Source organism: Pseudoduganella flava (assembly GCF_007830495.1).
Taxonomy (GTDB): Bacteria; Pseudomonadota; Gammaproteobacteria; order Burkholderiales; family Burkholderiaceae_D; genus Rugamonas; species Rugamonas flava.
Genome location: NZ_VLKW01000001.1, coordinates 1 through 25,417 on the forward strand (window position 1 = coordinate 1; position 25,417 = coordinate 25,417).

Sequence of the window (25,417 nt, forward strand, 5' to 3'; positions counted from 1 at the left end):
GATGATAGTGCTGCAACCAGTGTGAAAGTAGGTTATCGTCAGGCTGTTATACCGAAGAGAGCCCGCTACGTGATCGTAGCGGGCTTTTTTCATTTGTGCCCTACACATGAAGCCCACCGCTCAGCCAGGTTTGCCTGGCTTCGCCTGGTGGGCTTTTTTCATTTCCGCTTCAAACGTTGCTTGGAAAATGGGGTCTGTCACCATTTTTCGGGAAACATTTCCGAAAAACGGGGTCCGACCCCGGTGTGGGGAATGTTGGGAAGGGGATGATGGGCGGAGGCTCAAGGCTGCGCCCGGGAATTTGCCAGGTCAAACGCCCCACATGACGTTGTCGCCGCCGTCGCGTGCCGCGCGCAGCATTTCCAGGAACGGGTAGGCGCGCTGCGCGAAGCCGATGTGATTCTTCTCGGCCATCTCGGGCGTCTCGTCTTCGTCGAGCAGATGATGGGCGTGTGTATGCGAGGCGTGCTCTGCGTCCACTTCCGGGTGCAGCTTGCTCAGAGCGACTTCTTGCTCGAGCAGTTCGACCGCCCTGGCCGCTTCCGCCGCTGTGATGACGCCGCGCGTCAGGTTCTTGTTCAGCACATCGAGGATCCGTTGCGCGTGCTCCTGGTACATCGTGACCTCGGGCGAAGTCTGGGATTTGAATGTGATCAACATGGCGCTTCCTGATCTGTTGTTTTAGTGGTTTAACGATATCACGACTTGCCGCTACCCACTGGCGCACACGCGGCGTTTCAGTCCGGCTTAAATGAAGTTAGGAAAGTCTCAATCGCCTCCCTATCCACTGCCTTGTCGGGACCGACGACGATCGCCTGGTATGCCCTGTTGCCGCGGGCGACAAAGCGGCCATGCAAGGCGATGGCCCGGCCGCCGTTCGTGCCGTGTGCCTCGAGCGCAACTCCACCGTTCTTGCTGCCCTCTTTGGTGGGTATGCCGGAGATATTGCGCAGCATGGCTGTCTTCATCGCCTGGGCAGCCTGCTGGGCCGCGGCCGGGCTCACCAGTTCGGTGCTGCCGACGGCGAACATCGTGCCGTCGACATCCGCGGCGGCCATCGTCATCGACGTTTGCTGCCCGTCCAGGTTCACTGTGCGGGTGTGGGTCGCCGGCTTGCCCGGGAACAGGATGGAATAGGGCGCGTCCGCACTGCGGTAATCGCGCCAGTCGAACTTCGGGCTGCAGCCGCTCAGGGCAGTCGTCAAGCCCGTCGCCAGGGCGAAGGCGGCAATTGCAAGTGGAGTCTTCATGCAGCGATGGTAGCAGCGCCGGATTGCCCGCGCCACCGCTCACGGCTGCCGCAACGCACGCCGGTACTGCACGGCCTCGAGGACATCGCGTTCCTTGATCGCCGGCGAGCCGCGCAGATCGGCGATGGTCCGCGCGACGCGCAGCACGCGGTGGTATGCGCGTGCCGACCAATGGAATTGCAGCATTGCGTTCTGGAGCGCACCTTGGCCGGCACGGTCGGGTTTGCAGTGGCGGTCGACCTCGCGTGCGCTCAAAAGACGGTTGCTCTTGTGTTGTCGTTCCAGCTGCCGCTGGTGCGCGGCCTGTACCCGGGCAGCGACCGCGCTGGATGGTTCGGCGTGCTCGTCCGCCAGCAAAGTGTCGGTCGGCACGGGCCCGACCTCGATCTGCATGTCGATCCGGTCGTACAACGGGCCCGAGATGCGCCCCTGGTAGCGCAGCACCGTATCCGGCGTGCAGCGGCACTGGCCGGCCGGCTGGCCCAAGTAGCCGCACGGGCACGGATTCATCGCGGCCACGAGCTGGAAGCGCGCCGGAAATTCCGCCTGGCGGGCGGCGCGCGAAATCGTCACCCGGCCGGATTCCAGTGGTTCGCGCAGCACTTCCAGGACGCGGCGGTCGAATTCGGGCAGTTCGTCGAGAAACAGTACACCGCAGTGTGCCAGCGAGATCTCCCCGGGGCGAGGCACGCTGCCGCCGCCGACCAGCGCGACGCCGGACGATGTATGGTGCGGCGAGCGGAACGGACGCCGCTTCCAGTTCGCGGCCGAGAACGTTCCCGTCAACGATTGGACGGCGGCCGCCTCCAGCGCCTCTTCATCCGTCATCGGCGGCAGCAATCCTGGGAAACGGGTGGCAAGCATCGTCTTGCCTGCGCCGGGTGGGCCGATGAGCAGGATGCTGTGTGATCCGGCCGCCGCGATTTCAAGCGCCCGCTTTGCACTCTGCTGCCCCTTTACTTCCGCGAAATCCGGCAGATTGTCTGGCGCGGCGAGCAGGGCAGGACTGTGACGGGACAGCCGCGCGGTTTCGTCCGCTGCGCGAAAGTGGTTGCACACCTCCAGCAGCGTGCCGGCCGGGTAGATCGCTGCGCCATTGACGAGCGCCGCTTCGTCAGCGTTCGCGCGCGGCAGCACAAACGAGCGTGGATTGTGACAGCGCTGCATGGCGAACGTCATCGCGAGCGCGCCACGGATCGGGCGCAGCTCGCCCGTCAGCGACAATTCGCCGGCAAATTCATAGCGTTTCAGTGCGGGAGCGGGAATCTGGCCGGAGGCGGCCAGGATGCCGAGTGCGATCGGCAGGTCGAACCGCCCGGATTCCTTCGGCAGGTCGGCAGGGGCAAGGCTGACGGTGATGCGGTGCGCCGGCATGTCGAACCCGGCATTGATGATCGCGGCGCGCACGCGCTCGCGCGCTTCCTTGACTTCCGTTTCGGCCAGCCCAACGATGTGAAACGCCGGCAAGCCGTTGGCGAGATGTACTTCGACGCCCACTTCAGGCGCTTCGATACCGCACAGTGCGCGGCTTTTCAGCACGGCCAGACTCATCGATTCCCCGCTGCGGCATGGCGATTTTCCATCGTAGAGCGGCGCAGCGGGCGCGGCCTTGAGCGGCCACAAGGGGGAAAAGCGTTACAGCGGCGTTTTCTCCGCGGCGACCTTCGCTTCCAGCTCGGCCAGGCGGGTTTCCAGCAGTTCCAGACGTGCACGGGTCTTCGCCAGCACCTGGGCCTGGATATCGAACTCTTCGCGCGTGACGAGGTCGAGGCGGGCAAAGCCCTGCGTCATCATTGCCTTCACGTTGCGCTCGATGTCCTTCGCGGGCGAATTCTCGATCACGTGATTGATCTTGTTTTGCAGGTCGTTGAAGAAGGTGTTCATGTCCACGATGGGCTCCCGGTGAGATTTGTCGCGCCACCGCACCACGCTGGTGCGGCTCCGAAGATTATTTGGTGCGAAAGAGGTGTCCTGGTCACTTTGCCAGCTATCGACACAGCAACTTTTGCTGGCACGCATTCTGCTAAAGAGATGGGGACGATTAAACGAATTTTAAACCGCAATAAAAGTTCACTCAAAAGGAAATCGCCATGACCTACCCGAGCAAGCGCTCCGCCCTGTCCGCCGCCGTCCTGTTCGCATGTTTCGCAGCAGGCCAGGCCCAGGCACAGGAAGCCGCCGCGGCACCCGAGGCGAAACCGGACAACGAGATCAGCTTTAATGCGGCCGTCACCAGCGATTACCGTTACCGCGGCATTTCGCAATCTCGACTGAAACCCGCGCTGCAGGGCGGCGCCGACTGGGTCAACAACCCGACAGGTTTCTACGCCGGCACCTGGGCATCCACGATCAAATGGGTCAAGGACGGGGGCGGCGACGGCAGCATCGAATGGGACGTCTATGCGGGCAAGCGCGGCGAGATCGCGCCCGGCATCACCTACGACGTCGGCGGCCTCGGTTATATCTACCCGTCGAACTCGCTGCCGACGAGCGCCAACACGTTCGAGCTGTATGGCCAGGTGGGCTACGGCCCTGCCACGCTGAAGTATTCGCACTCGTTGACGAACCTGTTCGGCTTTGCCGACAGCAAGAACAGCCAGTACTGGGACGCCGCGGTGAACCAGGAAATCGCCCAGGGCTTCATCCTGAACCTGCACGTGGGCCGGCAGAAAGTCAAACATAACAACGCATCCAGCTACACGGACTGGAAGGTCGGCATCACGAAGGACTTCGGTGTCGCCACCGTGGCGCTGGCCTATATCGATACCAATACCGAGGCGTATTTCGCTCCGAACGGCAAGAACCTGGGCCGTTCGGGCGCCGTACTCACCGTGTCCAAAACCTTCTGAAATCAACGAGGCCTGCCATGAAAATGATTACCGCCATCATCAAGCCGTTCAAGCTGGACGAGGTGCGTGAAGCCCTGTCCGCCATCAACGTGCAAGGGATAACCGTGACCGAAGTAAAAGGCTTCGGTCGCCAGAAAGGCCATACGGAGCTGTACCGCGGCGCCGAATATGTGGTCGATTTCCTCCCCAAGACCAAGATCGAGGCGGCAGTGGACGACGCCATCGTCGAGCAGGCCATCGAAGCCATCGAAACGGCAGCCCGCACCGGCAAAATCGGTGACGGCAAGATTTTCGTATATAACCTGGAACAGGTAATCCGTATCCGGACCGGCGAAACCGGCAACGACGCTCTTTAAGGGGGAAGCAATGAAAAAAACGATAACGAAGTGGCTGGCTGGGGCAGCCATGCTGATGGCCTTCGCCGGCATGCCGGCGTGGGCGCAGGATGCGAAGCCGGCCGATGCGCCGGCCGCCGCAGCCACCACCGCCGCGCCGGCGGCGGCCACGCCCGCAGCGACTGATGCAGCCACTCCCGCCGCCGCTCCGGCTGCCGCGGCACCTGCGGCACCCGCCGCCGCGCCGGCACCGACGCCGCAGAAGGGCGATACCGCCTGGATGTTCGTCGCGACCTTGCTGGTCATCCTGATGACGATCCCCGGCCTGGCGCTGTTCTACGGCGGCCTCGTTCGTACGAAAAACATGCTGTCCGTGCTGATGCAGGTCTTCACGATCTTCTCGCTGATCATCGTGCTGTGGTGCATCTACGGTTATTCGCTCGCGTTCACGCAAGGCGGCACGTCGATCCTCGGTTCGTTCGATCGCGCCTTCCTGAAAGGCATCTATGACCCCGCTGCCGGCGCATTCGCGTATGCCGCCACGTTCAGCAAGGGCGTCGTGATCCCCGAATTCATCTATGTGGCCTTCCAGGGCACGTTTGCCGCGATCACCTGCGGCCTGATCGTCGGCGCGTTCGCCGAGCGCGCGAAGTTCTCCGCCGTGCTGGCGTTCATCGTGATCTGGTTCACGTTCGCCTACCTGCCGATGGCGCACATGGTCTGGTTCTGGACGGGCCCGGACGCGATCACCAACGCTGAAACGCTGGCCACCGAAACCGCGAAAGCCGGCTACATCTGGCAGAAGGGCGCACTGGACTTCGCCGGCGGCACCGTCGTGCACATCAATGCCGCGGTGGCAGGCCTGGTCGGCGCCTTCATGATGGGCAAGCGCGTGGGCTATGGCCGCGAATCGATGGCACCGCACTCGCTGACGTTGACGATGGTTGGCGCTTCGCTGCTGTGGGTGGGCTGGTTCGGCTTCAATGCCGGCTCCGCGCTGGAAGCGGGCGACGTTGCCGCGCTGGCGTTCATCAACACGCTGCTGGCAACCGCCGCTGCCGCCATTTCCTGGCTGTTCGCGGAGTGGATCGTCAAAGGCAAACCGTCGATGCTGGGTGCCGCATCGGGCGCCGTCGCCGGCCTCGTTGCGATCACGCCGGCTGCCGGCTACGTCGGTCCGATGGGCGGCCTCGTGATCGGCCTGCTGGCCGGCGTCGTGTGCCTGTGGGGCGTGAACGGCCTGAAGCGTATGCTGGGCGCTGACGACTCGCTGGACGTGTTCGGCGTGCACGGTGTCGGCGGTATCCTCGGTGCCGTGCTGACGGGTGTCTTCGCCGCGCCTTCGCTGGGCGGCCAGGGCATCTGGGACTATGTCGCCAACAAGGGTTCGCCGGACTTCTCGATCGGCGGCCAGGTTGTCACGCAGCTGACCGCCGTCGGCATCACGATCCTGTGGTCGGGCATCGTGTCGGTCGTCGCGTACAAGCTGATCGACATGGTCATCGGCCTGCGCGTGCCGGAAGAGCAGGAGCGCGAAGGCCTGGACATCACGAGCCACGGCGAATCCGCCTATCACTCGTAAAACCGGGTTTTTCACGGAAAATAGCGCCCTGCGGGGCGCTTTTTTGCTTTCTACACCTTTAAAATGCAACTTTTGCCCCGATTTGGTGAACTCGCAAGTCCGCCTGCGCAGTTCGCAATGCAGTTGCATAATCATTACAAGGATGTAAAGCATGGTTCCCCACCTCGTCACGGCCCTGACCGGACCGCTGCTCGACCTCGAAGAGAAAATCCTGGCCGCCACGCCCGCCATCGAGCGCTGGTTCCGCCTGGAATGGCAGGAGCACACGCCGCCGTTCTATTGCTCCGTCGACTTGCGCAACGCCGGTTACAAGCTGGCGCCGGTGGACACGAACCTGTTCCCCGGCGGTTTCCACTACCTGGCCAGCGAAATGCTGCCGCTGTCCGTGCAGGCGGCGATGGCGGCGATCGACAAGTATTGCCCGGACGCGCGCAACCTGCTGCTGATCCCGGAAAGCCATAACCGCCACCCGACGTACCTGGAAAACGTCGCACGGCTGATGCAGATCTTCCGCCAGACGGGCCTGCACGTGCGCCTCGGCACCCTGAACCCCGAGATCACGCAGCCGACGCCGCTCGCTCTGCCGGACGGCAATATGCTCGTCATCGAACCGCTGGTGCGCTCGCCGAACGGCCGGCGCGTGGGCCTGAAGGATTTCGATCCGTGCACGATCCTGCTGAACAACGACCTGTCGGCCGGCATCCCGGACATCCTGGAGAACATCCACGAGCAAAGCCTGCTGCCGCCGCTGCACGCGGGCTGGGCACTGCGCCGCAAGCACAACCATTTCACGGCGTACGACGAGGTGGCCAAGAAGTTCGGCAAGCTGATCGGCGTGGACCCGTGGATGGTCAATCCGTTCCATGCGAAGTGCGGCGAAGTCGACCTGCAGAGCGGTGAAGGGCAGGATTGCCTAGCCGGTAACGTCGATGCCGTGCTGGCGAAGATGCGCAAGAAATACAAGGAATACGGCATCAAGGAAAAACCGTTCGTCATCATCAAGCCGGACGCTGGCACGTATGGCAAGGGCATCATCAGCATCCGCGATGCGGCCGAGCTGAAGGACCTGTCGCCGGCCCAGCGCGAGAAGATGTCGGTGATCAAGGACGGCAAGGTCGTCAGCGACCTGAACATCCAGGAAGGCGTGCCCACGTTCGAGAGCATCAAGGATGCCGTGGCCGAGCCGGTCGTCTACATGATCGACCGCTACGTCGTCGGCGGTTTCTATCGTGTGCATGGCGAGCGCGGCGTGGACCAGAACCTGAACGCGCCCGGCTCGCAGTTCGTGCCGCTCGCGTTTGCCCAGCAGCACGCGGTGCCGGACCTGAAGGCCAAGCCGGGCACGGCGGCGCCGAACCGGTTCTACGTGTACGGCGTCGTCGCCCGGCTGGCGCTGCTGGCCGCGTCGCTGGAGATGGAGCGCACCGATCCGAATCCCGAAGTGTACTGAGCGGGAAGGTTGCGGGCGAAAGCGTACCGGCCGATGGCTGCGGGGAAACTCGGCTAAAATCAGTCATCATTTCGATTGGATGCACCCATGAAAATCGCTTTCCTTGCCGACCCGCTGTCGACATTCAAGATCTACAAGGACTCCACGTACGCCATGATGGCCGAGGCCGCCAAGCGCGGCCACGAGGTGTACGCGTTCCAGCAGCGTCACATGGCGCTGGAGAACGGTCTGGTGCGCGCGTACGTATCGCGCATCACGATGACGGGCGGCGGCCAGGAAGACTGGTACGAGGCCGCGCCGTCGGAAGACGTGTCGCTGTCCGAATTCGACGCGATCGTCGAGCGCAAGGATCCGCCGTTCGACATGGAATACGTGTACGGCACCTATCTGCTGCAGCAGGCCGAGCGCCACGGCGCACGCGTGTTCAACAGCCCGCAGGCGATCCGCGACCACAACGAAAAACTGGCGATCGCCCAGTTCCCCGAATTCACGTCGCCCACGCTCGTCACGTCCGACGAGATGCGCCTGCGTGCCTTCCACGCCGAGCATGGCGACGTGATCTTCAAGCCGCTGGACGGCATGGGCGGCGCCGGCATCTTCCGCGTCAAGGCCGACGGCTTGAACCTCGGTTCGATCGTCGAGACGCTGACGGACAACGGCCGCCGCACGATCATGGCGCAGCGCTACATCCCGGAGATCGTCAAGGGCGACAAGCGCATCCTCGTCATCGGCGGCAAGCCGGTGCCGTTCTCGCTGGCGCGCATTCCTCAGGCCGGCGAGGTGCGGGGCAACCTGGCCGCCGGCGGCACCGGCGTCGCGCAGCCGCTCACCGAGAACGATCGCGCCATTGCCGAGGCAATCGGTCCGGTATTGGCTAAGCGCGGCCTATTGCTGGTAGGATTGGATGTGATCGGCGATTACCTCACCGAGGTGAACGTCACGAGCCCGACCTGCTTCCAGGAGATCACGCAGCAGACGGGCTTCCAGGTCGCCGCCATGTTCATCGACGCGCTGGAAGCGCAGGCGCGGGCGGCATAACGGGATCGGAACATGGTTGGGATTTTATTGATGACGCACGCCCCGCTGGGGGAAGCCTTCCTGGCGGCGGTGGCGCACGTTTTTCGCGGCAAGGTCGATCACCTGGAGGCGATCGACGTGGTGGCGGACCAGGACCTCTCCGACGTGCAGGCATTGGCGGCGGCGGCGATCAAGCGGCTCGACGACGGCTCCGGCGTGCTGGTGATCACGGATGTGAAGGGCGGCACGCCGGCCAACTGCTGTAACAAGCTGGCCGACGCCGGGCACGTGGAAGTCATCGCCGGCATCAGCCTGCCGATGCTGCTGCGCGCGATCACCTATCGCACCGATACGCTGGACGTGGTGGTGGAGATGGCGCTGGCCGGCGCGCAGAGCGGTGCGGTGCGGGTCGATAACCGGATCAGGGTGAATTAAAGAGTTTTTAAGCGCCGCCGTTGAAGATGCAAGGCGGTGCCTGAATGGCATGAAGACATCATAGTCCGGCCCGCGCGCCGGCAACGCATAACAAGACATACACATGATTCAGCAAGAACTCGAGATTATCAATAAATTAGGCCTGCATGCGCGCGCATCCGCCAAGTTCACCCAATTGGCAGCGAAGTTCCAGAGCGACGTCTGGCTGGCCCGCAACGGCCGCCGCATCAACGCGAAATCGATCATGGGCGTCATGATGCTCGCCGCCGGCAAGGGCGCCAAGGTGACGCTGGAGGCCGACGGCCCCGATGAACAGGACTGCATCGCGGCGCTGACGGCGCTCGTCAACGACAAGTTCGGCGAAGGCGAGTAAATGCCGTTTGACCGGGGAGTTGCGATGGCATCGTTCACACTGCACGGCATACCGGTCTCGCGCGGCATCGCCATCGGCCGCGCCCACCGGCTCGCGCCGGCGGCGCTCGACGTCAAGCATTACCTGGTGCCCGAGGAGCACGTCGAGGCCGAGGTGGTGCGCCTGCAGACGGCGCTGGCCACCGTGCACCGCGAGCTGCAGACCTTGTGGAACGAACTGCCGAAGGACGCGCCGACGGAGCTGGGCGCGTTCATCGACGTCCACGCCCTCATCCTGTCCGACCCGATGATCTCCGAGGCGCCGCTGGACATCATCCGCAGCCGCCACTACAACGCCGAATGGGCCCTCGTCACGCAGATCGAGGAGCTGTCGGCGCAGTTCGACGAGATCGAGGACCCGTATCTCCGCGAGCGCAAGGTCGACATCCAGCAGGTGGCCGAGCGCGTGCTGAAGGTGTTGATGGGCAGCGAGCCGCTGCCGGCACCGCAGACGCAGCCGGACGATGATGAATTCATGGCGCAGATGGTCGTCGTGGCGCACGACATCTCGCCGGCCGACATGCTGAAGTTCCGCGACCGCTCGTTCATCGGCTTCGTCACCGACGTGGGCGGCCAGAACTCGCACACGGCCATCGTCGCCCGCTCCCTCGACATCCCGGCCGCCGTCGGCGTGTCGCAAGCTTCCACGCTGATCGAGCAGGACGACTGGGTCATCATCGACGGCGATGCCGGCGTGGTCATCGTCAGCCCCAGTGCGCTCGTGCTGGAGCAGTACCGCGAACGCCAGCTGGCGGCGCAGCGCGCCCGCAAGAAGCTGTCGAAGTTGAAGAAGACGCCGGCCGTCACGAAAGACGGCACGCCGATCACGCTGCTGGCCAACATCGAGCTGCCGGACGATTGCGGTCCGGCGCTGGAAGCGGGCGCCGTCGGCGTCGGCCTGTTCCGCTCCGAGTTCCTGTTCATGGGCCGCGCCAGCGACATGCCGTCCGAGGACGAGCAGTTCGAGCAGTACCGGCGCGCCGTCGTGGCGATGAAGGGCCGGCCGGTGACGATCCGCACGCTCGATATCGGCGCCGACAAGCCGCTCGACCCCACCGAGCACACGGCCTTGAACCCCGCGCTGGGCCTGCGCGCGATCCGCTACTGCCTGTCCGAGCCGCAGATCTTCCTGGCCCAGCTGCGCGCGATCCTGCGCGCCTCGGCGTTCGGCAAGGTGCGCATCCTGATCCCGATGCTGGCGCATGCGCACGAGATCGACCAGTCGCTGGCGATGATCGAACTGGCCAAGGCGGAGCTGCGCGAAGCGAACGTGAAGTACGACCCGAACGTGGAAGTGGGCGCGATGATCGAGATCCCGGCCGCCGCGCTGGCGCTGCCGATGTTCGTGAAAAAAATGCACTTCCTGTCGATCGGCACGAACGACCTGATTCAGTACACGCTGGCCATCGACCGGGTTGATTATGAGGTGGCACACCTTTACAATCCCCTGCATCCCGCCGTACTGCAACTGATTTCGATGACCATAGCCGCCGGCCAGAAGGCCGGTATCGACGTTGCCGTGTGCGGCGAGATGGCCGGCGACGTGAAGCTGACCCGTCTCCTGCTCGGCATGGGGCTGCGCGAGTTCTCGATGCACCCGGCGCAGCTGCTGTCGGTGAAGCAGGAGATCCTGAACAGCGACATGTCGGCGATCGGCCCGCAGACGCGCAAGATATTGCGCTCGATGGACCCTGACGTCATCGCGGATGCCGTGCAGGCGCTCCAGACGCTGTAGACGCTGTAGTACGAGCACCAGCCGTAACAAGCACCAGCGGCGCCCCCATTCGGGCGCCGCCACCATCACTGGCCCGCGGGGCCGCAGTTTGTAAAAACAACATGTCCTCGATAGGAATCGTCTCTCCGCAAACGATGGCGTTCGCGGAACCGTTGCAGCTGCAAAGCGGCGCAACGATCGCCGGCTACACGCTGATGTATGAAACGTACGGTACCTTAAATGCCGACAAGTCGAACGCGGTGCTGATCTGCCATGCGCTGAACGCTTCGCACCACGTCGCCGGCTGGTATGCCGACGACCCGAAGAACGTGGGCTGGTGGGACAATATGGTCGGTCCCGGCAAGCCCGTCGACACCAACCGCTTCTTCGTCATCGGCATCAACAACCTGGGCTCGTGCTTCGGTTCGACGGGCCCGATGCATGCCAACCCCGCCACCGGCAAGCCGTACGGCGCCGCGTTCCCCGTCGTGACGGTGGAGGACTGGGTGGCCGCGCAGGCCCGCCTGGCCGACCGGCTCGGCATCGACCGGTTCGCGGCCGTGATGGGCGGCTCGCTGGGCGGCATGCAGGCGCTCGCGTGGAGCATCATGTACCCCGACCGGCTGGGCCACTGCGTCGTCATTGCCTCCACGCCGAAGCTGTCGGCGCAGAACATCGCATTCAACGACGTGGCGCGGCAGGCCATCCTGTCCGACCCGGACTACCATGGCGGCGATTTCTACGAGCACGGCGTGGTACCGAAGAACGGCCTGAAGGTGGCGCGCATGATCGGCCACATCACCTACCTGTCCGACGACGACATGGCCGAGAAGTTCGGCCGCAAGCTGCGCAGCATCGCCGAGAAGGGCGGTGCCGAGACGGCCGGCTACAAGTTCGGCTATGGCATCGACTTCGAGATCGAATCGTACCTGCGCTACCAGGGCGACAAATTCTCCGAATACTTCGACGCCAACACCTATCTCTTGATCACGAAGGCGCTCGATTACTTCGACCCGGCCCGCGTGCACGACGGTGACCTGGCGCGCACGCTGGCGAAGACGAAGGCCAAATTCTTCCTCGCGTCTTTCACCACCGACTGGCGCTTCGCGCCGGAGCGCTCGCGCGAGATCGTGCAGGCACTGCTGGCGAACCGCCGTGAAGTCACCTATGCCGAGATCGATGCGCCGCACGGCCACGACGCCTTCCTGCTGGAGGATCCAAAATACATGAGCATGGTCCGCGCCTATTTCGGCCAGATCGCGAAGGAGCTCGCATGACGTTCGACGACCTGAAAACCGCGCGCCCCGACCTGGCGTTCATCGCCCACTGGATCAAGCCCGGCGCGCACGTGCTGGACGTGGGCTGCGGCGATGGCGTGATGATGGATTACCTGCAGACCGACAAGGGCTGCACCGGTTACGGCCTTGAGCTGGCGGACGAGCAGGTGCTTGCCAGCACCGAGCGCGGCGTGCGCGTGATCCAGCAGGATTTCGAGAAGGGCCGCCTGGCCCTCTTCGGCGACGACACGTTCGACACGGTGCTGTGCCTGTCCGCGCTGCAGATGATGCAGCACGTGGAAGCGCTGCTGCGTGACATCGTCCGCGTCGGCATCGAAGCGATCGTCTCGTTCCCGAACTTCGCGTACTGGCCGCACCGCGTGGCGCTGCTGCGCGGCCGGATGCCCGTGTCGAAGACGCTGCCGTACCAGTGGTACGATACGCCGAACGTGCGTTGCGCCACGATCGAAGACTTCCGCGCGCTGGCCGCCGAAGTGGGTGTCGAGGTGATCGAATACGTGGCGCTCGCCGAAGGAAAGATCGTCGAATTCCTGCCGAACCTGCGGGGCGAACTGGCCGTGTTCCGGCTCAGGAAGCGCAGCGGTGCACGCAGCGGCGCCGTCGCGCGTTAATGCCGGATCAATAACGTGTGGCGCGCGGCGGTGGAATTTGCCAAAATGTCTACCGCCGCCCGAAAAGACCTGACATGAAACGCCTGAAACATACCTTCGCCTTTGTCGCCCTGGCCGCCAGCATGCAGCTGGCGCCGGCCCAGCCACCCGAGCCGCAGGGCGACGGGATCCCCGTCACGCGCCTGTCGCGCCTGCGCGTGCTGTCCGACGAGCAGGCCGTCAACCAGCAGTCGAAACTGCAGTACGACTCGCTGCTGAAGGAGGCGGACCAGAAGAACGCGCTGTTCCCCGACAATCACCCGCAGGTGCAACGCCTGCGCGCGATCGCCAAGCGGATCATCCCGCACGTGGGGCGCTGGAACCCGGAAGCGTCGAACTGGAACTGGGAAGTGAATCTGCTGAACTCGAACCAGGTAAACGCGTTCTGCATGCCGGGCGGCCGCATCGCATTCTTCTCCGGCATCCTGACGAAGCTGAACATGACGGATGACGAAGTGGCGATGGTGATGGGCCACGAGATCGCCCACGCGCTGCGCGAGCATGCCCGCAAGCGCCAGGGCGAATCGCAGCTGGCCGCGATCGCCGGCAAGCTTGGTGGCATCGCCGCTTCCGCGCTGTTCGGCATCGACCCGAACATCACGGACCTGGGCGGCCGCGTCGCGGCACAGGCGGCCGTGCTGAAGTTCTCGCGCGGCGAGGAAACGGAGGCGGACCTGGTCGGCATCGACCTGGCGGCCCGCGCCGGTTACGATCCCCGCGCCGGCATCGCGCTGTGGCAGAAGATGGGCGCCGTCAATGCGCGCGCGCCGATCGAATTCCTGTCCACGCACCCGAGCGGCGATACCCGCATCGCCGAGATGAACAAGAACATGCCGCTGGTGCTGCCGGTGTACGCGCGCACGCGCGGCACCACGGTTGCCGCATTGCCGCCTTACCGGACCACGCCGCTGCCGAAGTCCTGATGTCCTCCACCGTGAAGTTGCATGGCAAGGCGCCGCTGCCGATGCGCGACGGCGTCACGCCCAGCTATCTGTGGCTGCCGGAAGGCGATTGGCCGGACCTGATCAGCTTCATGGTGGCGAACTACCCGGCCGTCACGGAGCCGCAGTGGCGCGAGCGGATGGCACGCGGCGACGTTGTCGATGCCGCAGGCCGGCCGCTGCGCCCCGACTCGCCGTACCAGCGCAACCTGCGCATCTTCTACTACCGCGAGCTGGAACACGAGACGCCGATCCCGTTCGCCGAAGAGATCCTGTACCAGGACGAGCACATCATCGTGGCCGACAAGCCGCACTTCCTGCCGACGATCCCGACCGGCCGCTTCCTGAAGGAGACCTTGCTGGTGCGCCTGCGCGCCCGCCTTGGGATCGAAGACCTGGTGCCGATCCACCGGCTGGACCGCGAGACGGCCGGCGTCGTCGTCTTCTCGTGCAACCTGGACACGCGTGGCGCTTACCAGTCGCTGTTCCAGAAGCGCCTCGTGCAGAAGGAGTACGAGGCGCTGGCCCCGGCGCTGGAGGGCCGCGAGTTCCCGTTCAGCTACAGCAGCCGGATGGTCCAGGGCGACAAGTTCTTCACGATGAAGGAAGAGCCGGGCGAGCCGAATTCGGAGACGATGATCGACGTCGTCGAACGCCGCGGCGAGCACGTGCTGTACCGGCTGTGGCCCCACACGGGCCGGCAGCACCAGCTGCGCGTGCACCTGGCCGCGCTGGGCATCCCGATCGTCAACGACGCGTTCTACCCGGTCGCCCTGCCATGCAAACAGGACGACGTGTCCGCGCCGTTGAAACTGCTGGCGCGGGCGATCGGCTTTCCCGATCCGCTGACGGGGGAGTGGCGCTACTTTGAAAGCCGGCGCAGCCTGTAGCTCAGGTGGTCAGCGACCCTGCGACGACGTTCACGCCGACCAGCACCGTCACGCCGTCGTTCACCCAGTTGGCGTAGCCGCCGGACGTGCCGGCCAGCGACCAGCCATCCTCGATGAACACCACCTTGTCGCTCGCATCGCCCGTGACCGTCAGCGTGTGGGCGGCCGTCACGTGCTCGATGGCGTCCTTGGTCAGCCGCAGCGTGCTGGCCGTGCCGGTGCCGGCGTTCAGGTCGATGATTTCGATGTTGGCCAGCTTGCTGGTGTAGGCATCGAGCCGCATGTCAAGGCCGGACGTGAAGCGCAGCGTGTCGTTGCCGGTGCCGCCGTCGATCAGCGCGAAGCCCGTGCCGCCGATCTGGATCGTGTCGTCGCCGCGCTGCGCGAACAGGGCCGTGCCGGCGGTGACGGTGAATGTGCCGCCGTAGCCGTCGCCCACGTACACGCTGCTGGCACCGGTGACGTTGGTGGCCAGGTTGCCCGCGATGTCGGACACCTGCACGCCGATCGCGCCGCCGCGCGGCACATTGGCATTGGCGATGTCGATGACGGCGCTGCCGTTCGATGCCGCGCGCTGCCACGTCGCGCCGCCGTCCACCGTATATTCGACGATGTCGTCGCCCGCGCCGGCCCGGGCGATGCTGCCGTAGAAGCTGATCGCGCTGCCGATGCCGAAGAAGTCGAACGACTTGTAGTCGATCGCCGATTGGGGCTTCGTCACGTCGATCGTCACCGCGTCCATGCTGCCGATGGCGCTGACGTGGCCCGTCTGGCCGGGTGCGTCGTACTGCTTCACGAGGATCTTGCCGGCGGCGTAGCTGGCCGACGCATTGGGCAGCAGGATCGCACCGCCGTCGCCGTCCTGCCACGTGCTGCCGCCGTCGATGCTGTATTCCCACGAGCCGCCGGCCTGCAGGCCGGCCACGTCGATCTGGCGGTCGTTCGTGATGCCGTCCCTCGCCTCGTCCGCGCCGCCGGAACGGCTGGCCGTATCCGCGCGCAGCGCCAGCGTGGGCGTGACGGGCACGATGGTGCCGTCGGCCTGCGTGGTGAACTCCAGCAGCGCGTGTTCCGCATACCAGCCCAGGTTGCCCGCCTCGTCGTACAGGTTGTTCGACGTGGTGAAGCTGTAGTGCGCGCCGCCGTCCAGTTTGGCGTGGTCCAGCGTCACCGTCAGCGTATGGGTCGCGGCGTCGTACGACAGCGCGCCGACTTGCTCGCCGACGAATTCCTGCCGGTCGCCCTTGTCGCTCGCCAGGACGAACGTGGTCTGCGCATTGATCTCCACGTCCTCGGAGAACCGCAGCGTGATCGTCGGCAGGACGCCGGAGACGACTTCGCCTTCATCCGGTGCGCTGTCGACCAGCGCAGGGCCGGTCGTGTCGATCTGCAGGTGCAGCAGTGCCGAGCCGTAGCTGCCGTTGCCGGCGGCATCCGTCACGCGCGCCTTCAGGTCGTGCGTGCCCTCGGTGCCGCCCAGCAGCGACCCGTCGACCAGCACCTTCACGCTGGTCGACAACAGGTTGCCGGCCGCGTCGAAGTCGGTTGCCTGCAGCACCGTGCGGCCTGCAGGGGAGCCTTCCGCGCCGTCTTCCCACACCTCGATCACGTCGCCCACGTGGTAGCCGGCGGCGCCGGCCAGGTGCACGGCGACCCATGGCGTGGTGGCGTTCGTGACGGTGTCGTACGTGCTGCCGGAATTGCTGGCCGCGTCCAGCGTGACCGTCGCCGACTCGGCCGATGGCGCGGAAGCGGTCGTGTCGACCGTGTAGTCGCGCGACAGGCTCGTTTTCACCGCACCGGTCACGTCGAGCACGCGTACGGTGATGGTGCCGGAAGCGCCCGGCAGGTCGACGCCGGACAGCGTCCAGAAACTGCCGCCGTCGCTGGCCACCAGGTTCGCATCCGTGTAATGCGTGCCGTCCAGCGACACCTGCACCCTGTCGCCCGCCGCGAGCGCCAGTTCGTAGCTGATCTCGATTTGCTGGCCCGTGGCGACGTTCGTCACGAAGTCGTCGTCGTATGCGCCCGTGTCTTCGGACAGCCGGAACGACAAGCCGTTCGGCGTGTGGATGCCGAATTCAAGCGACGTCGTCGTGCCCGTGGCCTGGTTGCCGGCCATGTCGACGGCGTGCCCGGCGTGGAACGTGATCCTGCCGTCACCCGTCTGGTCGGTATTGGGCACCACGGTGGCCGTCCACGTGATGCCGTCGGCGGACGTCAGCGGGCCGTCGATCCACGCGCCGACAACGTCGAAATCGGCGGCCGTGATGCCGGTGACCCGCTCGCTCATCGTCAAGGTCAACGTCGCATGCTCGCCCGTCTCGAGGTAGTAGTCCGACAAGGTCAGCGCGGCGACCGTCGGCTTGATCTGGTCCGACGCGTGGGTCACGAAATTCAGGCGAGTGCCGTCCGTCAGGCCGGCGTAGCTGTTGCCTGCCAGGTCCGTGACGACGCCACCCTCCATGATCACGCTGTAGCCGGTGCCGCCGCGCAGGTCGGCGGCCAGGTTCAGCGTGAGCTTGTTGCCGGCGATCGTCACCTGGCTCGTGTCGGCGATGTCGATCGCGCGCGTATCGGTCGCGTTGACGATGCGTGTGTGCAGCTGGCCGTCCGCTCCCAGGTACGTCTGCGTCGCGCCGTTCGAGACGAAGATCTTGCCGCTGCCAGCCTTGACCGCCTCGCTGAACGTCAGCACGATGTCCGCGCCAACGGCAACGGCGCCGCTGTCGTCCGCCGGCGTCGCGGACGTGAGGAGCGGGCGGGTTTTATCGGTGGGCATGGCGACTCCGGGGGATGCAAGGTGAGGACGGTATCATAACAAGGGGACACACATTTTTCCTTGTGGAAATGTAACCGTGTGTCGCGTAGTTGTATTCGAGCCACCAAAGCAAACGGCCGGCGGGAGCCGGCCGTTCCAGAAGGGGCGCGAGAGGGATCAGCGCGCGTATTCGATGATCAGCGGCGCGTGATCGGAAAACTTCTCGTCCTTGTAGACGGACACCGTCTGAGCGCACTGCGCGATGCCGGGCGTCGCCACGTGGTAGTCGATGCGCCACCCGACGTTCTTCGCGTATGCCTGGCCGCGGTTGCTCCACCACGTGTACTGTTCCGGGCGCGGGTCGAGGCCGCGGTGCACGTCCACGTAGCCGCATTCGTCGAACACGCGCGTCAGCCATGCCCGTTCCTCCGGCAGGAAGCCGGAATTCTTGACGTTGCCCTTCCAGTTCTTCAGGTCGATTTCCTTGTGGGCGATGTTCCAGTCGCCGCAGATGACGACCTCGCGGCCTTCCGCGCGCAGTTCCACCAGGTGGGGCAGGAACAGCTCCATGAAGCGGAATTTCGCTTCCTGCCGCTCCGGCGACGACGAGCCGGACGGGCAGTACACGGAAATCACGGTCAGGTCGCCGAAATCGCAGCGCACGTAGCGGCCCTCGGCATCGAATTCGGGGCTGCCGAAGCCGATCTTCACGGCATCGGGAGCGATCTTGCTGTAGACGCCCGTACCGGAGTAACCCTTCTTCTCGGCGTAGTGGAAGTGGCCATGGTAGCCATGCGGATTGAGGAATTCCTCCGTCATGTCGCTGGCCTGGCACTTGAGTTCCTGCACGCAGATAAAATCGGCGGATTGGGACCCCATCCAGTTGAAAAAGCCTTTCTTGGCGGCGGAGCGGATGCCATTCAGGTTGGCGGAGATGATCTTGGGCATGGATTAAAATACCGGCACTTTTTAAACGGGGCAGGCATATGAACAGTAATTTGAGGCAAGAGTTTATCGCGTTTTCCGTCGAGGCGGGAGTGCTGAAATTCGGCGAATTCACGACCAAAGCAGGGCGCTTGTCGCCCTATTTCTTCAACGCTGGCCTGTTCCACGATGGCGCCACGCTGGCGAAACTGGCGGACTTCTACGCGCAGACGCTGCTCGACTCCGGCGTGCAGTTCGACATGCTGTTCGGCCCCGCCTACAAGGGCATCACCTTGGCCGCGGCAACGGCGATGGCGCTGGCCGGCAAGGGCCGCAACACGTCGTTCGCCTACAACCGCAAGGAAGCCAAGGGCCACGGCGAAGGCGGCACGCTGGTCGGCGCGAAGCTGGCCGGTAAGGTCGTCATCGTCGACGACGTGATCTCCGCCGGCACCTCGGTGCGCGAATCGGTCGAGATGATCCGCAACGCCGGCGCGGAGCCGTGCGCCGTGCTGATCGCGCTGGACCGGATGGAACGGGGCGGCAAGGAAGGACAGCTGTCGGCGCTGTCCGCGGTGCAGGAGGTCAGCGAGAACTACGGCATCCCCGTGATCTCGATCGGCAACCTGGCCGACCTGTTCGGCTACCTGTCCGCCGATCCCGCGCTGGCGCAGTACAAGGACGCGGTGGCCGAATACCGCAACCGTTACGGCGTCGCCTGATTGTGCTTAAATAGTGGCAACAACAACGATGGAGCCACTATGAACAAAGCATCCCTGAAAGTCTATGGAGACGAGGCTGCCGTCGCGGACGTGCGCGACGGCCTGCCCAGCGAGCCGGAGGGCAGCTGGCAGAAGGGCGACGTGCGGCCGGATGGCCGCGTGCGCATCGATGCCGGCTTCTACGTGGACCTGGGGCAGGACGAGAACCCGGATGCGCTGCTGCGCCACCTGCGCGCGTGGCTGCATGAATGCGAGGCACGCGGCATCACGTTCGACGTGCCGCCGCTGGCCGCCGAGCTGCGTATCACTGTCGTGGGCATGGCGCCGCAAGAGTCGCTCGATTTCTCGATTGCCGACCTGACGCTGCTCGTCAATATGGGTATCACGCTCAGTATCACGGCCTGATGGGGCGCCTGGCGCTGGCAGGGCGCATCCTCCTCACGCTGTTGCTGGCCGTGCTGCTGGTCGGCTTCGGTGCCTGCGGCCTGGTCGGCATATCGGTCGGCATGCAGCAAAGCGGCGGCGCCATGTTCGTCATGCTCGGCGTGGCGGGCATCCTCATTGCCGTCTTCATCGCTTCCGTCGTCGTTTCCATCTGGCGCAACCGCCGTGCGCCGGAAGCATGACGGCGCCGCTGCTGACGGCGGACGCCGCCCGCTACACGCATCTGCTGTTCGAATGGCTGGCGCTGGCCACCGGCGTGCAGCTGTACCGCTGGCAGCGCCGGCGCGCCGGCCAGCCGGCCATGCTGCAGCCGGGCTCCTTTGCCGTCGTCGTCGGCTGCATCCTCGGCGCGGCGATCGGCAACAAGCTCGTATTCTGGATCGAGATGCCGCACCTGTGGGCCGCAGCGGCGAAGGACTGGCGCCTGATCGCCTCGGGCCAGTCGATCGTCGGCGGCCTGCTGGGCGGGCTGATCGGCGTGGAAATCGCGAAGAAGCTCACCGGCATCACGCGCTCGACGGGCGACCAGTTCATCCTGCCGCTCGTCGCCGGCACCGTCGTCGGGCGGATCGGCTGTTTTCTCGCCGGCCTGCACGACGGTACGTATGGCACCCCGACGGCGCTGCCGTGGGGTGTCGACTTCGGCGACGGCATCGCGCGTCATCCGACGCAGCTGTACGACATGCTGTTCGTGCTCGTCGTGGGCCTGCTGCTGTGGCGCTCGCGCGCGGCACTGGCCCGGCACAGCGGGCTGGCGTTCAAGCTTTATCTCTCGTCCTACCTGGCGTGGCGGCTGCTGGTCGACGGCATCAAACCGCTGCCGTTCGATTATGGCCTGGGCTTGTCGGGCATCCAGCTCGTCTGCCTGCTGGCGCTGGCGGCATACCTGCCGGCTGTCTACCGTAACGTGAAGGAGGTACAAGCGACATGAACAGGAACGCTCGGGCGGGCTTCGTGCTCGTCGCCCTCGCCCTGGTCGGTGGGACCGGCTGCATCACGATGTCCGTGATGTCGGAGGTGCGTCAGCAGCGGGAGGTGCGCCAGATGGAGGAAAGCCGCCAGCAGCGCATTGCGCAACGCGAATCCGCCGTGCAGGCAGGGGACCCGGCGGCAATGGTGGCGCAGGCCGGCGATCTGTTGTCCGCTGCGAATGCCGAGCAGCGCGACCCTTCCCGCGCCGTCGCGCTGCTGTCTGACGCTGCTGCTCACGGCTATGGGCCGGCGCAGGCGATCCTTGGCGAACTGCTGGCGACAGGACGGTCCAGCTTCGGCATCGGTACCGTGCTGCCGCCCACCCAGCGGGACCGGGCGCGCGGTATCGAGTTGTTGAGCCAGGCCGCCACCCGGGCATGCACCTTCCTCACGCCGTTGCCGGACCGGCGTATGCAGCACCACGTGGCGCCGGCCTACCGGCTCAGTGTCGTGCTGGCGGATCACAACGAACCGGGACCGTGGAAACTATGGCGCGCCCGCAGCATCCTGCACTGTGGACTGCCGAGCCCCGACGCATTGGCCTCTCCCGCCCGCCCGGATGCGATGGCGCTGGCGTGGCTGCTGCTGACCAAGGATGAGGCGCGCATCGGCACGATGAAGACGAAGATGAATGCCGCCGACATCGCAGCCGGCGAGCGCGAAGCGGCGGACCTGCGCCGCCTCGTCGCCGAATCCGAACAACGCTATCCGGCACCACCCCGCGAGAAAATCCGATGAGCCGCAAATCCCGCCCCTACCTGTTCTACGACACGACGACTTCCGTCTGCTCGCAATGCCTGCACCCCGTCGAAGCCAAGATCGTGTTCAAGGACGACAAGGTCTATATGGACAAATGGTGCGGTGCGCACGGCAGCGAACGCGTGCTGGTCAGCGACGACGTCGCCTATTACCGGCTGTGCCGCGAAGTCTTCGTCAAGCATCCCGAGATGCCGCAGCTGTTCAACACGAAGATGGAATACGGCTGTCCGTACGACTGCGGCCTGTGCCCGGATCACATGCAGCACTCGTGCCTGTCGGTCGTCGAGATCACCGACAACTGCAACCTGAACTGCCCCGTGTGCTATGCGGAGAGCGGCACGCACCGCGAGCGCCACCGCTCGCTGGCGGAGGTGGAACGGATGCTCGACACCGTCGTCGCCAACGAGGGTGAAGCGGACGTGCTGCAGTTGTCCGGGGGCGAGCCGACCGTGCACCCGCAGTTCTGGGACATCCTCGACGCCGTGAAGGCGCGCCCGATCCGCCACGCGATGATCAACACGAACGGCATCGTGCTGGCGCAGGACAAGGCATTCGTGCAGCGGCTGGCCGGCTACGCGCCGGGCGTGGAAGTCTACCTGCAGTTCGATTCGCTGCGCGCCGAGGTGCACCGCGAACTGCGCGGTGCGGACCTGACGCGGATCCGCATGCAGGCGCTGGAACACCTGAACGAGGCGGGGCTGTCGACGACCCTTGTCGTCACGTTGAAGAAGGGCGTCAACGACGGCGAGATCGGCGCCATCATCGACTTCGCGCTGCGCCAGCCGTGCGTGCGCGGCGTGACCTTGCAGCCGATCCAGGATGCGGGCCGCGTGCGCGATTACGATCCGAAGCTGCACCGGCTGACGGTCTCGGAAGTGCGCCGCCGCATCGCCGAGCAAAGCGCGCTGTTCACGCTGGAGGACATCGTCCCCGTGCCGTGCAACCCGGACACGCTGGCGATGGCCTACGCGATCAAGACGGACGAGCGCACGGTGCCGCTGACGCGCTACCTCGACCCGCAAACGCTCGTCGAAGGCGGCGGCAACACGATCGTGTTCGAGCGCGACGAAGCGCTGAAGGTCGCCGTGCGCGACCAGGTCTTCAAGCTGTTCTCGACGAACCACTCGCCCGAATCGCAGGCCAACTGCCTCTCCGAGCTGATGTGCTGCCTGCCGCTCGTCAGCGCACCGGCCGCGCTGCGCTACGATAACGTGTTCCGCGTGCTGATCGTGCAGTTCATGGACGCGTACTCGCTGGACGTGCGCGCGCTGAAGAAATCGTGCATTCACTTCGCGCTGCCGGACGGGAAGATGGTGCCGTTCGAAAGCTACAACCTGCTGTACCGCGACGGCACGCGACTCGCTGCGATCCGCGACAGCATCGCCACGCAATTCGCGCAGCGGCGCCGCTCGATCCCGCTGGTGCCGGCATGACGGTCGCGCCGGGGATGCGCTTCGGCGAGGATGCGCTCGCGTCGTTCGACGGCCGCGCGGGAGCGCCGCGCACCGTGCACGTGTGGGAACCGCCCGCACCGCGTGCCGTGCTGTTGGCGCTGCATGGCGGCATGGCCCACGCGGGCGATTGGGTGGCGGTGGCACGGCTCTTCCGCAGCCACGGCATCGCCACCGCCGCGTACGACCTGTGCGGCCACGCCCAGGGCCGGCGCGTGGACATTCCCGGCTTCGACGTGTTCCTCGAAGAGACGACGCTATTCCACGACTGGGTGCGGCGGCGCTACGCGGGCCTGCCAGTATTCGTCATCGGCCATTCGATGGGAGGCCTGATCGCCACGCGCTGGGGCCTCGCCGGCGTGGACGGCATTGCCGGCTTCATTCTGTCCTCGCCGTACTACGTCAACGCGATTCCCGTGGCGGCGCCGCTGCGCAAGCTGTCCGCCGTGCTGGCATGGCTGGTACCGAAGATGAAGGTGCCGCTGGCGTCGCTGACGGACGTGCTGACGCACGATCCGGACATCACCGACCGCCACCACCGCGACGAGGCGGACGGCGTGCGCGCCACCGAGGTATCGGTGCGCTTCGGCCACGCGCTGCAGCAGGCGCAGCAGGGCTTGTCGCTGGAGGGTTGGCGTCATCCGCTGTATGTCGTGCTGGCGGGGCAGGACCGGTTGGCCGATACGCGCGCGAGCCTGGAGCTGCTCCGCGACGTGCCCGCCGAGCTGCTGACCTGCCGCGTCGAGCCGGGCAACTATCACGAGAATTTCAACGAGGTGAACCGGGAGGCGATCGTGGCCGACATCGTCCGCTGGATCGACGCACGACTGGCGTTGCCGTCGGCGGCGCCAGTGCGTTAGGCACCCCACATACCGTTCTCCCGAACGCCCTTAGCATGGGCGCATCGCATACGCCAGGAATGGGAGGACAGCATGGATTCGATCAACCGCAACCAGCCGGAACACAACCACGAAGACCTGACGGGCCGCGACGCCGTCAAGCGCATCAAACACATCGTCGACGCCGCGAAGAGCTGCTTCTTCATCAGCGGCGGCAACGACGTGCGGCCGATGTCCGTGCTCGACATCGACGACGCCGGCAGCCTGTGGTTCATGAGCTCCGCCGACAGCACGAAGAACGCCGAAGTCGAGGCCGACCCGAAGGTACGCCTGTATTTCCAGGCGACGGCGCATTCCGGCTTCCTGTACCTGGACGGTATCGCGACACTGTCGCGCGATCGCGCCCGCATCCACCAGCTGTGGAGCCCGGAACTGAAGACGTGGTTCACCGAGGGCGAGGACGACCCGCGGATCACGCTGATCCGCGTGGTGCCCACCGAGGGCTATTACTGGGACAACAAGCACGGCAACTTCGTGTCCGGCTTGAAGATCATGGTCGGCGCGGCCGTCGGCAAGACGCTCGACGATTCGATCGAAGGCCGGGTCGCGCCGTAGCATCGGGTGGCGCGTCGCGCCATGGCGGCTGTCAGCGGGGGCCGCGCTTGACCCGCGCCACGTAGGTAGGCAGCTTCCAGGCCCCGCCGGCGGCGACGAGGCGGCACATGCCCGTTGTCGCCGCTTCCGTCAGCACGAAGCGGCGGCCATCCCACGTCCATTCCTCCCTGGCCCAGCAGTCGCCGAGCCCGCGGCCCTTCTGTTCGGCGGCAAGGGTGCCTGCCGCGAACGATGTGCCTTTCGTCGTGACCAGTACCGGTGCATACGGGGCCGCCTTGTTCGTGACCCAGTACGCGCTGCCTTCATTGTAGGCACCCGTCCAGCAGGGCAATGTGGCCAGCAGCTTGTCCTTTGCCAGCCGCAGCACGGTGAGTTGGTCCGGTGCCCACGCATTGCAGTCTTCGCCGCCGAGATTGGCGCGCAGCTCGCGCAACAGTGCGGCGCGCTCTTGCGGTGCCAGCGTCAGCTCCGTCTCGCCGGCCGCGGCGGGAATGACTTCCGGCAGCGGCAGCGCGGGCCGCACCGCATCCTCGTGCTGCGGGCCCTTGCGCAGCAGCGCGCCGGCCGTGCCCAGGCGGCCCTGGAACTCGTCGATCTTCAGCAGCACGGCCGCGGCACCTTTGCCGGAGACCGTCCACACGTGCTTCCCGTCCGTCCACTGGGGCACGCCGGTGTGCGCCAATGCGGTGACCAGTGCATCGGCTTGCGCGGTGGTGAGCGTGCCCGTCAACGTCTTGCGGTCGATCCGCACGTCGCCGAGCGGACGGCGGTCGATCGACATCGTCACCACGTCGCCGGCAGGGACGGGCGCTTCCTCGTCGTAGCTGCCGAGGCGCAGTTGCGCCTGCACGGGTTCGCGCGGTCCCGCGCGGCGTTCCAGCAGCACGGAGGCGGCCGGTCCGCGCGCATCGTCCTGCTGGTAGCCGGCGGCGCGGCAGGTGCGGGTGTTGTCGCAGGCGACTTCCCAGTCGTGATGGGTGAAGTGGATGCCGGCCGGCTCGCCGGCCAGGGCGGCACCGGCCACGGAAAGCAGGGTTGCAAGGAAGGTCGTCTTCGTCATCGTTTCTCCCGTCGTTGCGCAAAGTGCCACGATAGCACCTGGCACGGC

Annotated in this window: 28 protein-coding genes; 21 read left to right on the forward strand and 7 right to left on the reverse strand. The window is 65.5% G+C overall.

Annotation, left to right across the window (positions count from 1 at the left end; translation table 11 throughout):
- A partial coding sequence (locus IP92_RS30325) for a hypothetical protein (RefSeq protein WP_206752511.1) occupies window positions 1-270 on the forward strand: 270 nt, incomplete at its 5' end.
- Between the two features lie 39 nt (window positions 271-309).
- On the opposite strand, the gene IP92_RS00005 is transcribed toward IP92_RS30325, so the two are convergent.
- From IP92_RS00005 to IP92_RS00020, 4 genes are all read right to left on the reverse strand, one after another.
- Window positions 310-660, reverse strand: a complete 351-nt coding sequence (locus IP92_RS00005) for a DUF1840 domain-containing protein (RefSeq protein ID WP_145872489.1) — start codon at window positions 658-660, stop codon at window positions 310-312.
- A gap of 77 nt (window positions 661-737) precedes the next feature.
- Window positions 738-1,250, reverse strand: a complete 513-nt coding sequence (locus tag IP92_RS00010) for a hypothetical protein (RefSeq protein WP_145872490.1) — start codon at window positions 1,248-1,250, stop codon at window positions 738-740.
- A gap of 39 nt (window positions 1,251-1,289) precedes the next feature.
- Entirely contained in the window at window positions 1,290-2,801 is a 1,512-nt protein-coding gene (locus IP92_RS00015) for a YifB family Mg chelatase-like AAA ATPase (protein ID WP_145872491.1), read from the reverse strand.
- Between the two features lie 84 nt (window positions 2,802-2,885).
- On the reverse strand, window positions 2,886-3,140 hold the full coding sequence (locus tag IP92_RS00020; RefSeq protein ID WP_145872492.1) for an accessory factor UbiK family protein: 255 nt from the start codon (window positions 3,138-3,140) through the stop codon (window positions 2,886-2,888).
- A 200-nt stretch (window positions 3,141-3,340) separates the two neighbouring features.
- Between IP92_RS00020 and IP92_RS00025 the strand changes: the two genes are divergently transcribed.
- The 12 genes from IP92_RS00025 (at window position 3,341) to IP92_RS00080 (ending at window position 14,822) form a co-directional block, all read left to right on the forward strand.
- Entirely contained in the window at window positions 3,341-4,099 is a 759-nt protein-coding gene (locus IP92_RS00025; RefSeq protein WP_145872493.1) for a TorF family putative porin, read from the forward strand.
- A 17-nt stretch (window positions 4,100-4,116) separates the two neighbouring features.
- Complete coding sequence (locus IP92_RS00030; RefSeq protein ID WP_130186246.1) at window positions 4,117-4,455, forward strand: P-II family nitrogen regulator; 339 nt, start codon at window positions 4,117-4,119, stop codon at window positions 4,453-4,455.
- Between the two features lie 10 nt (window positions 4,456-4,465).
- Complete coding sequence (locus tag IP92_RS00035; protein ID WP_145872494.1) at window positions 4,466-6,016, forward strand: ammonium transporter; 1,551 nt, start codon at window positions 4,466-4,468, stop codon at window positions 6,014-6,016.
- Between the two features lie 151 nt (window positions 6,017-6,167).
- A complete protein-coding gene (gshA, locus tag IP92_RS00040) occupies window positions 6,168-7,466 on the forward strand; it encodes a glutamate--cysteine ligase (protein ID WP_145872495.1) in 1,299 nt (432 codons plus the stop codon).
- Between the two features lie 87 nt (window positions 7,467-7,553).
- Window positions 7,554-8,504, forward strand: a complete 951-nt coding sequence (gshB, locus tag IP92_RS00045) for a glutathione synthase (protein ID WP_145872496.1) — start codon at window positions 7,554-7,556, stop codon at window positions 8,502-8,504.
- Between the two features lie 12 nt (window positions 8,505-8,516).
- Entirely contained in the window at window positions 8,517-8,918 is a 402-nt protein-coding gene (locus IP92_RS00050; protein ID WP_145872497.1) for a PTS sugar transporter subunit IIA, read from the forward strand.
- Between the two features lie 103 nt (window positions 8,919-9,021).
- On the forward strand, window positions 9,022-9,291 hold the full coding sequence (locus tag IP92_RS00055) for an HPr family phosphocarrier protein (RefSeq protein WP_145872498.1): 270 nt from the start codon (window positions 9,022-9,024) through the stop codon (window positions 9,289-9,291).
- Window positions 9,292-9,315: 24 nt separating this feature from the next.
- Window positions 9,316-11,064 carry a phosphoenolpyruvate--protein phosphotransferase gene (gene ptsP / locus IP92_RS00060; RefSeq protein WP_145872499.1) on the forward strand — a complete coding sequence of 583 codons (1,749 nt, stop codon included), beginning with the start codon at window positions 9,316-9,318 and terminating at the stop codon, window positions 11,062-11,064.
- Between the two features lie 134 nt (window positions 11,065-11,198).
- On the forward strand, window positions 11,199-12,320 hold the full coding sequence (gene metX, locus IP92_RS00065; protein ID WP_229418613.1) for a homoserine O-succinyltransferase MetX: 1,122 nt from the start codon (window positions 11,199-11,201) through the stop codon (window positions 12,318-12,320).
- Entirely contained in the window at window positions 12,317-12,952 is a 636-nt protein-coding gene (gene metW, locus IP92_RS00070) for a methionine biosynthesis protein MetW (protein WP_145872501.1), read from the forward strand. The genes metX and metW overlap by 4 nt, the downstream gene beginning before the upstream one ends.
- Before the next feature lie 74 nt (window positions 12,953-13,026).
- A complete protein-coding gene (locus IP92_RS00075; protein WP_145872502.1) occupies window positions 13,027-13,914 on the forward strand; it encodes a M48 family metallopeptidase in 888 nt (295 codons plus the stop codon).
- Window positions 13,914-14,822 carry a pseudouridine synthase gene (locus tag IP92_RS00080; protein WP_229418547.1) on the forward strand — a complete coding sequence of 303 codons (909 nt, stop codon included), beginning with the start codon at window positions 13,914-13,916 and terminating at the stop codon, window positions 14,820-14,822. Before IP92_RS00075 ends, IP92_RS00080 begins: the two co-directional genes overlap by 1 nt.
- A gap of 1 nt (window position 14,823) precedes the next feature.
- Here IP92_RS00080 and IP92_RS00085 read toward each other — a convergent pair whose 3' ends face one another.
- Entirely contained in the window at window positions 14,824-17,604 is a 2,781-nt protein-coding gene (locus IP92_RS00085) for an Ig-like domain-containing protein (protein WP_145872503.1), read from the reverse strand.
- 156 nt (window positions 17,605-17,760) lie between these two features.
- Window positions 17,761-18,531 (reverse strand): exodeoxyribonuclease III, encoded by a 771-nt coding sequence (locus tag IP92_RS00090; RefSeq protein WP_145872504.1) that lies wholly within the window; start codon window positions 18,529-18,531, stop codon window positions 17,761-17,763.
- Between the two features lie 38 nt (window positions 18,532-18,569).
- Here IP92_RS00090 and pyrE point away from each other — a divergent pair, with 38 nt between their 5' ends.
- The 8 genes from pyrE (at window position 18,570) to IP92_RS00130 (ending at window position 24,309) form a co-directional block, all read left to right on the forward strand.
- The gene (gene pyrE / locus IP92_RS00095) at window positions 18,570-19,229 is read left to right on the forward strand and encodes an orotate phosphoribosyltransferase (protein ID WP_145872505.1); all 660 of its coding nucleotides are present in this window, start codon (window positions 18,570-18,572) and stop codon (window positions 19,227-19,229) included.
- 39 nt (window positions 19,230-19,268) lie between these two features.
- Window positions 19,269-19,634: a hypothetical protein gene (locus IP92_RS00100; protein WP_145872506.1), complete on the forward strand. Its 366-nt coding sequence runs from the start codon at window positions 19,269-19,271 to the stop codon at window positions 19,632-19,634.
- Entirely contained in the window at window positions 19,634-19,855 is a 222-nt protein-coding gene (locus tag IP92_RS00105) for a hypothetical protein (RefSeq protein WP_145872507.1), read from the forward strand. Before IP92_RS00100 ends, IP92_RS00105 begins: the two co-directional genes overlap by 1 nt.
- Window positions 19,852-20,604: a prolipoprotein diacylglyceryl transferase family protein gene (locus tag IP92_RS00110; protein ID WP_145872508.1), complete on the forward strand. Its 753-nt coding sequence runs from the start codon at window positions 19,852-19,854 to the stop codon at window positions 20,602-20,604. The genes IP92_RS00105 and IP92_RS00110 overlap by 4 nt, the downstream gene beginning before the upstream one ends.
- Window positions 20,601-21,383, forward strand: a complete 783-nt coding sequence (locus IP92_RS00115) for an SEL1-like repeat protein (protein WP_145872509.1) — start codon at window positions 20,601-20,603, stop codon at window positions 21,381-21,383. The genes IP92_RS00110 and IP92_RS00115 overlap by 4 nt, the downstream gene beginning before the upstream one ends.
- Complete coding sequence (locus IP92_RS00120; protein ID WP_145872510.1) at window positions 21,380-22,837, forward strand: radical SAM protein; 1,458 nt, start codon at window positions 21,380-21,382, stop codon at window positions 22,835-22,837. The genes IP92_RS00115 and IP92_RS00120 overlap by 4 nt, the downstream gene beginning before the upstream one ends.
- Complete coding sequence (locus IP92_RS00125; protein ID WP_229418548.1) at window positions 22,834-23,715, forward strand: alpha/beta fold hydrolase; 882 nt, start codon at window positions 22,834-22,836, stop codon at window positions 23,713-23,715. Before IP92_RS00120 ends, IP92_RS00125 begins: the two co-directional genes overlap by 4 nt.
- A 72-nt stretch (window positions 23,716-23,787) precedes the next feature.
- Complete coding sequence (locus IP92_RS00130; RefSeq protein ID WP_145872511.1) at window positions 23,788-24,309, forward strand: pyridoxamine 5'-phosphate oxidase family protein; 522 nt, start codon at window positions 23,788-23,790, stop codon at window positions 24,307-24,309.
- Between the two features lie 31 nt (window positions 24,310-24,340).
- Here the strand turns inward: IP92_RS00130 and IP92_RS00135 are convergent, their stop codons facing one another.
- The gene (locus tag IP92_RS00135; RefSeq protein WP_145872512.1) at window positions 24,341-25,369 is read right to left on the reverse strand and encodes a DUF1176 domain-containing protein; all 1,029 of its coding nucleotides are present in this window, start codon (window positions 25,367-25,369) and stop codon (window positions 24,341-24,343) included.
- Between the last annotated feature and the right edge of the window lie 48 nt (window positions 25,370-25,417).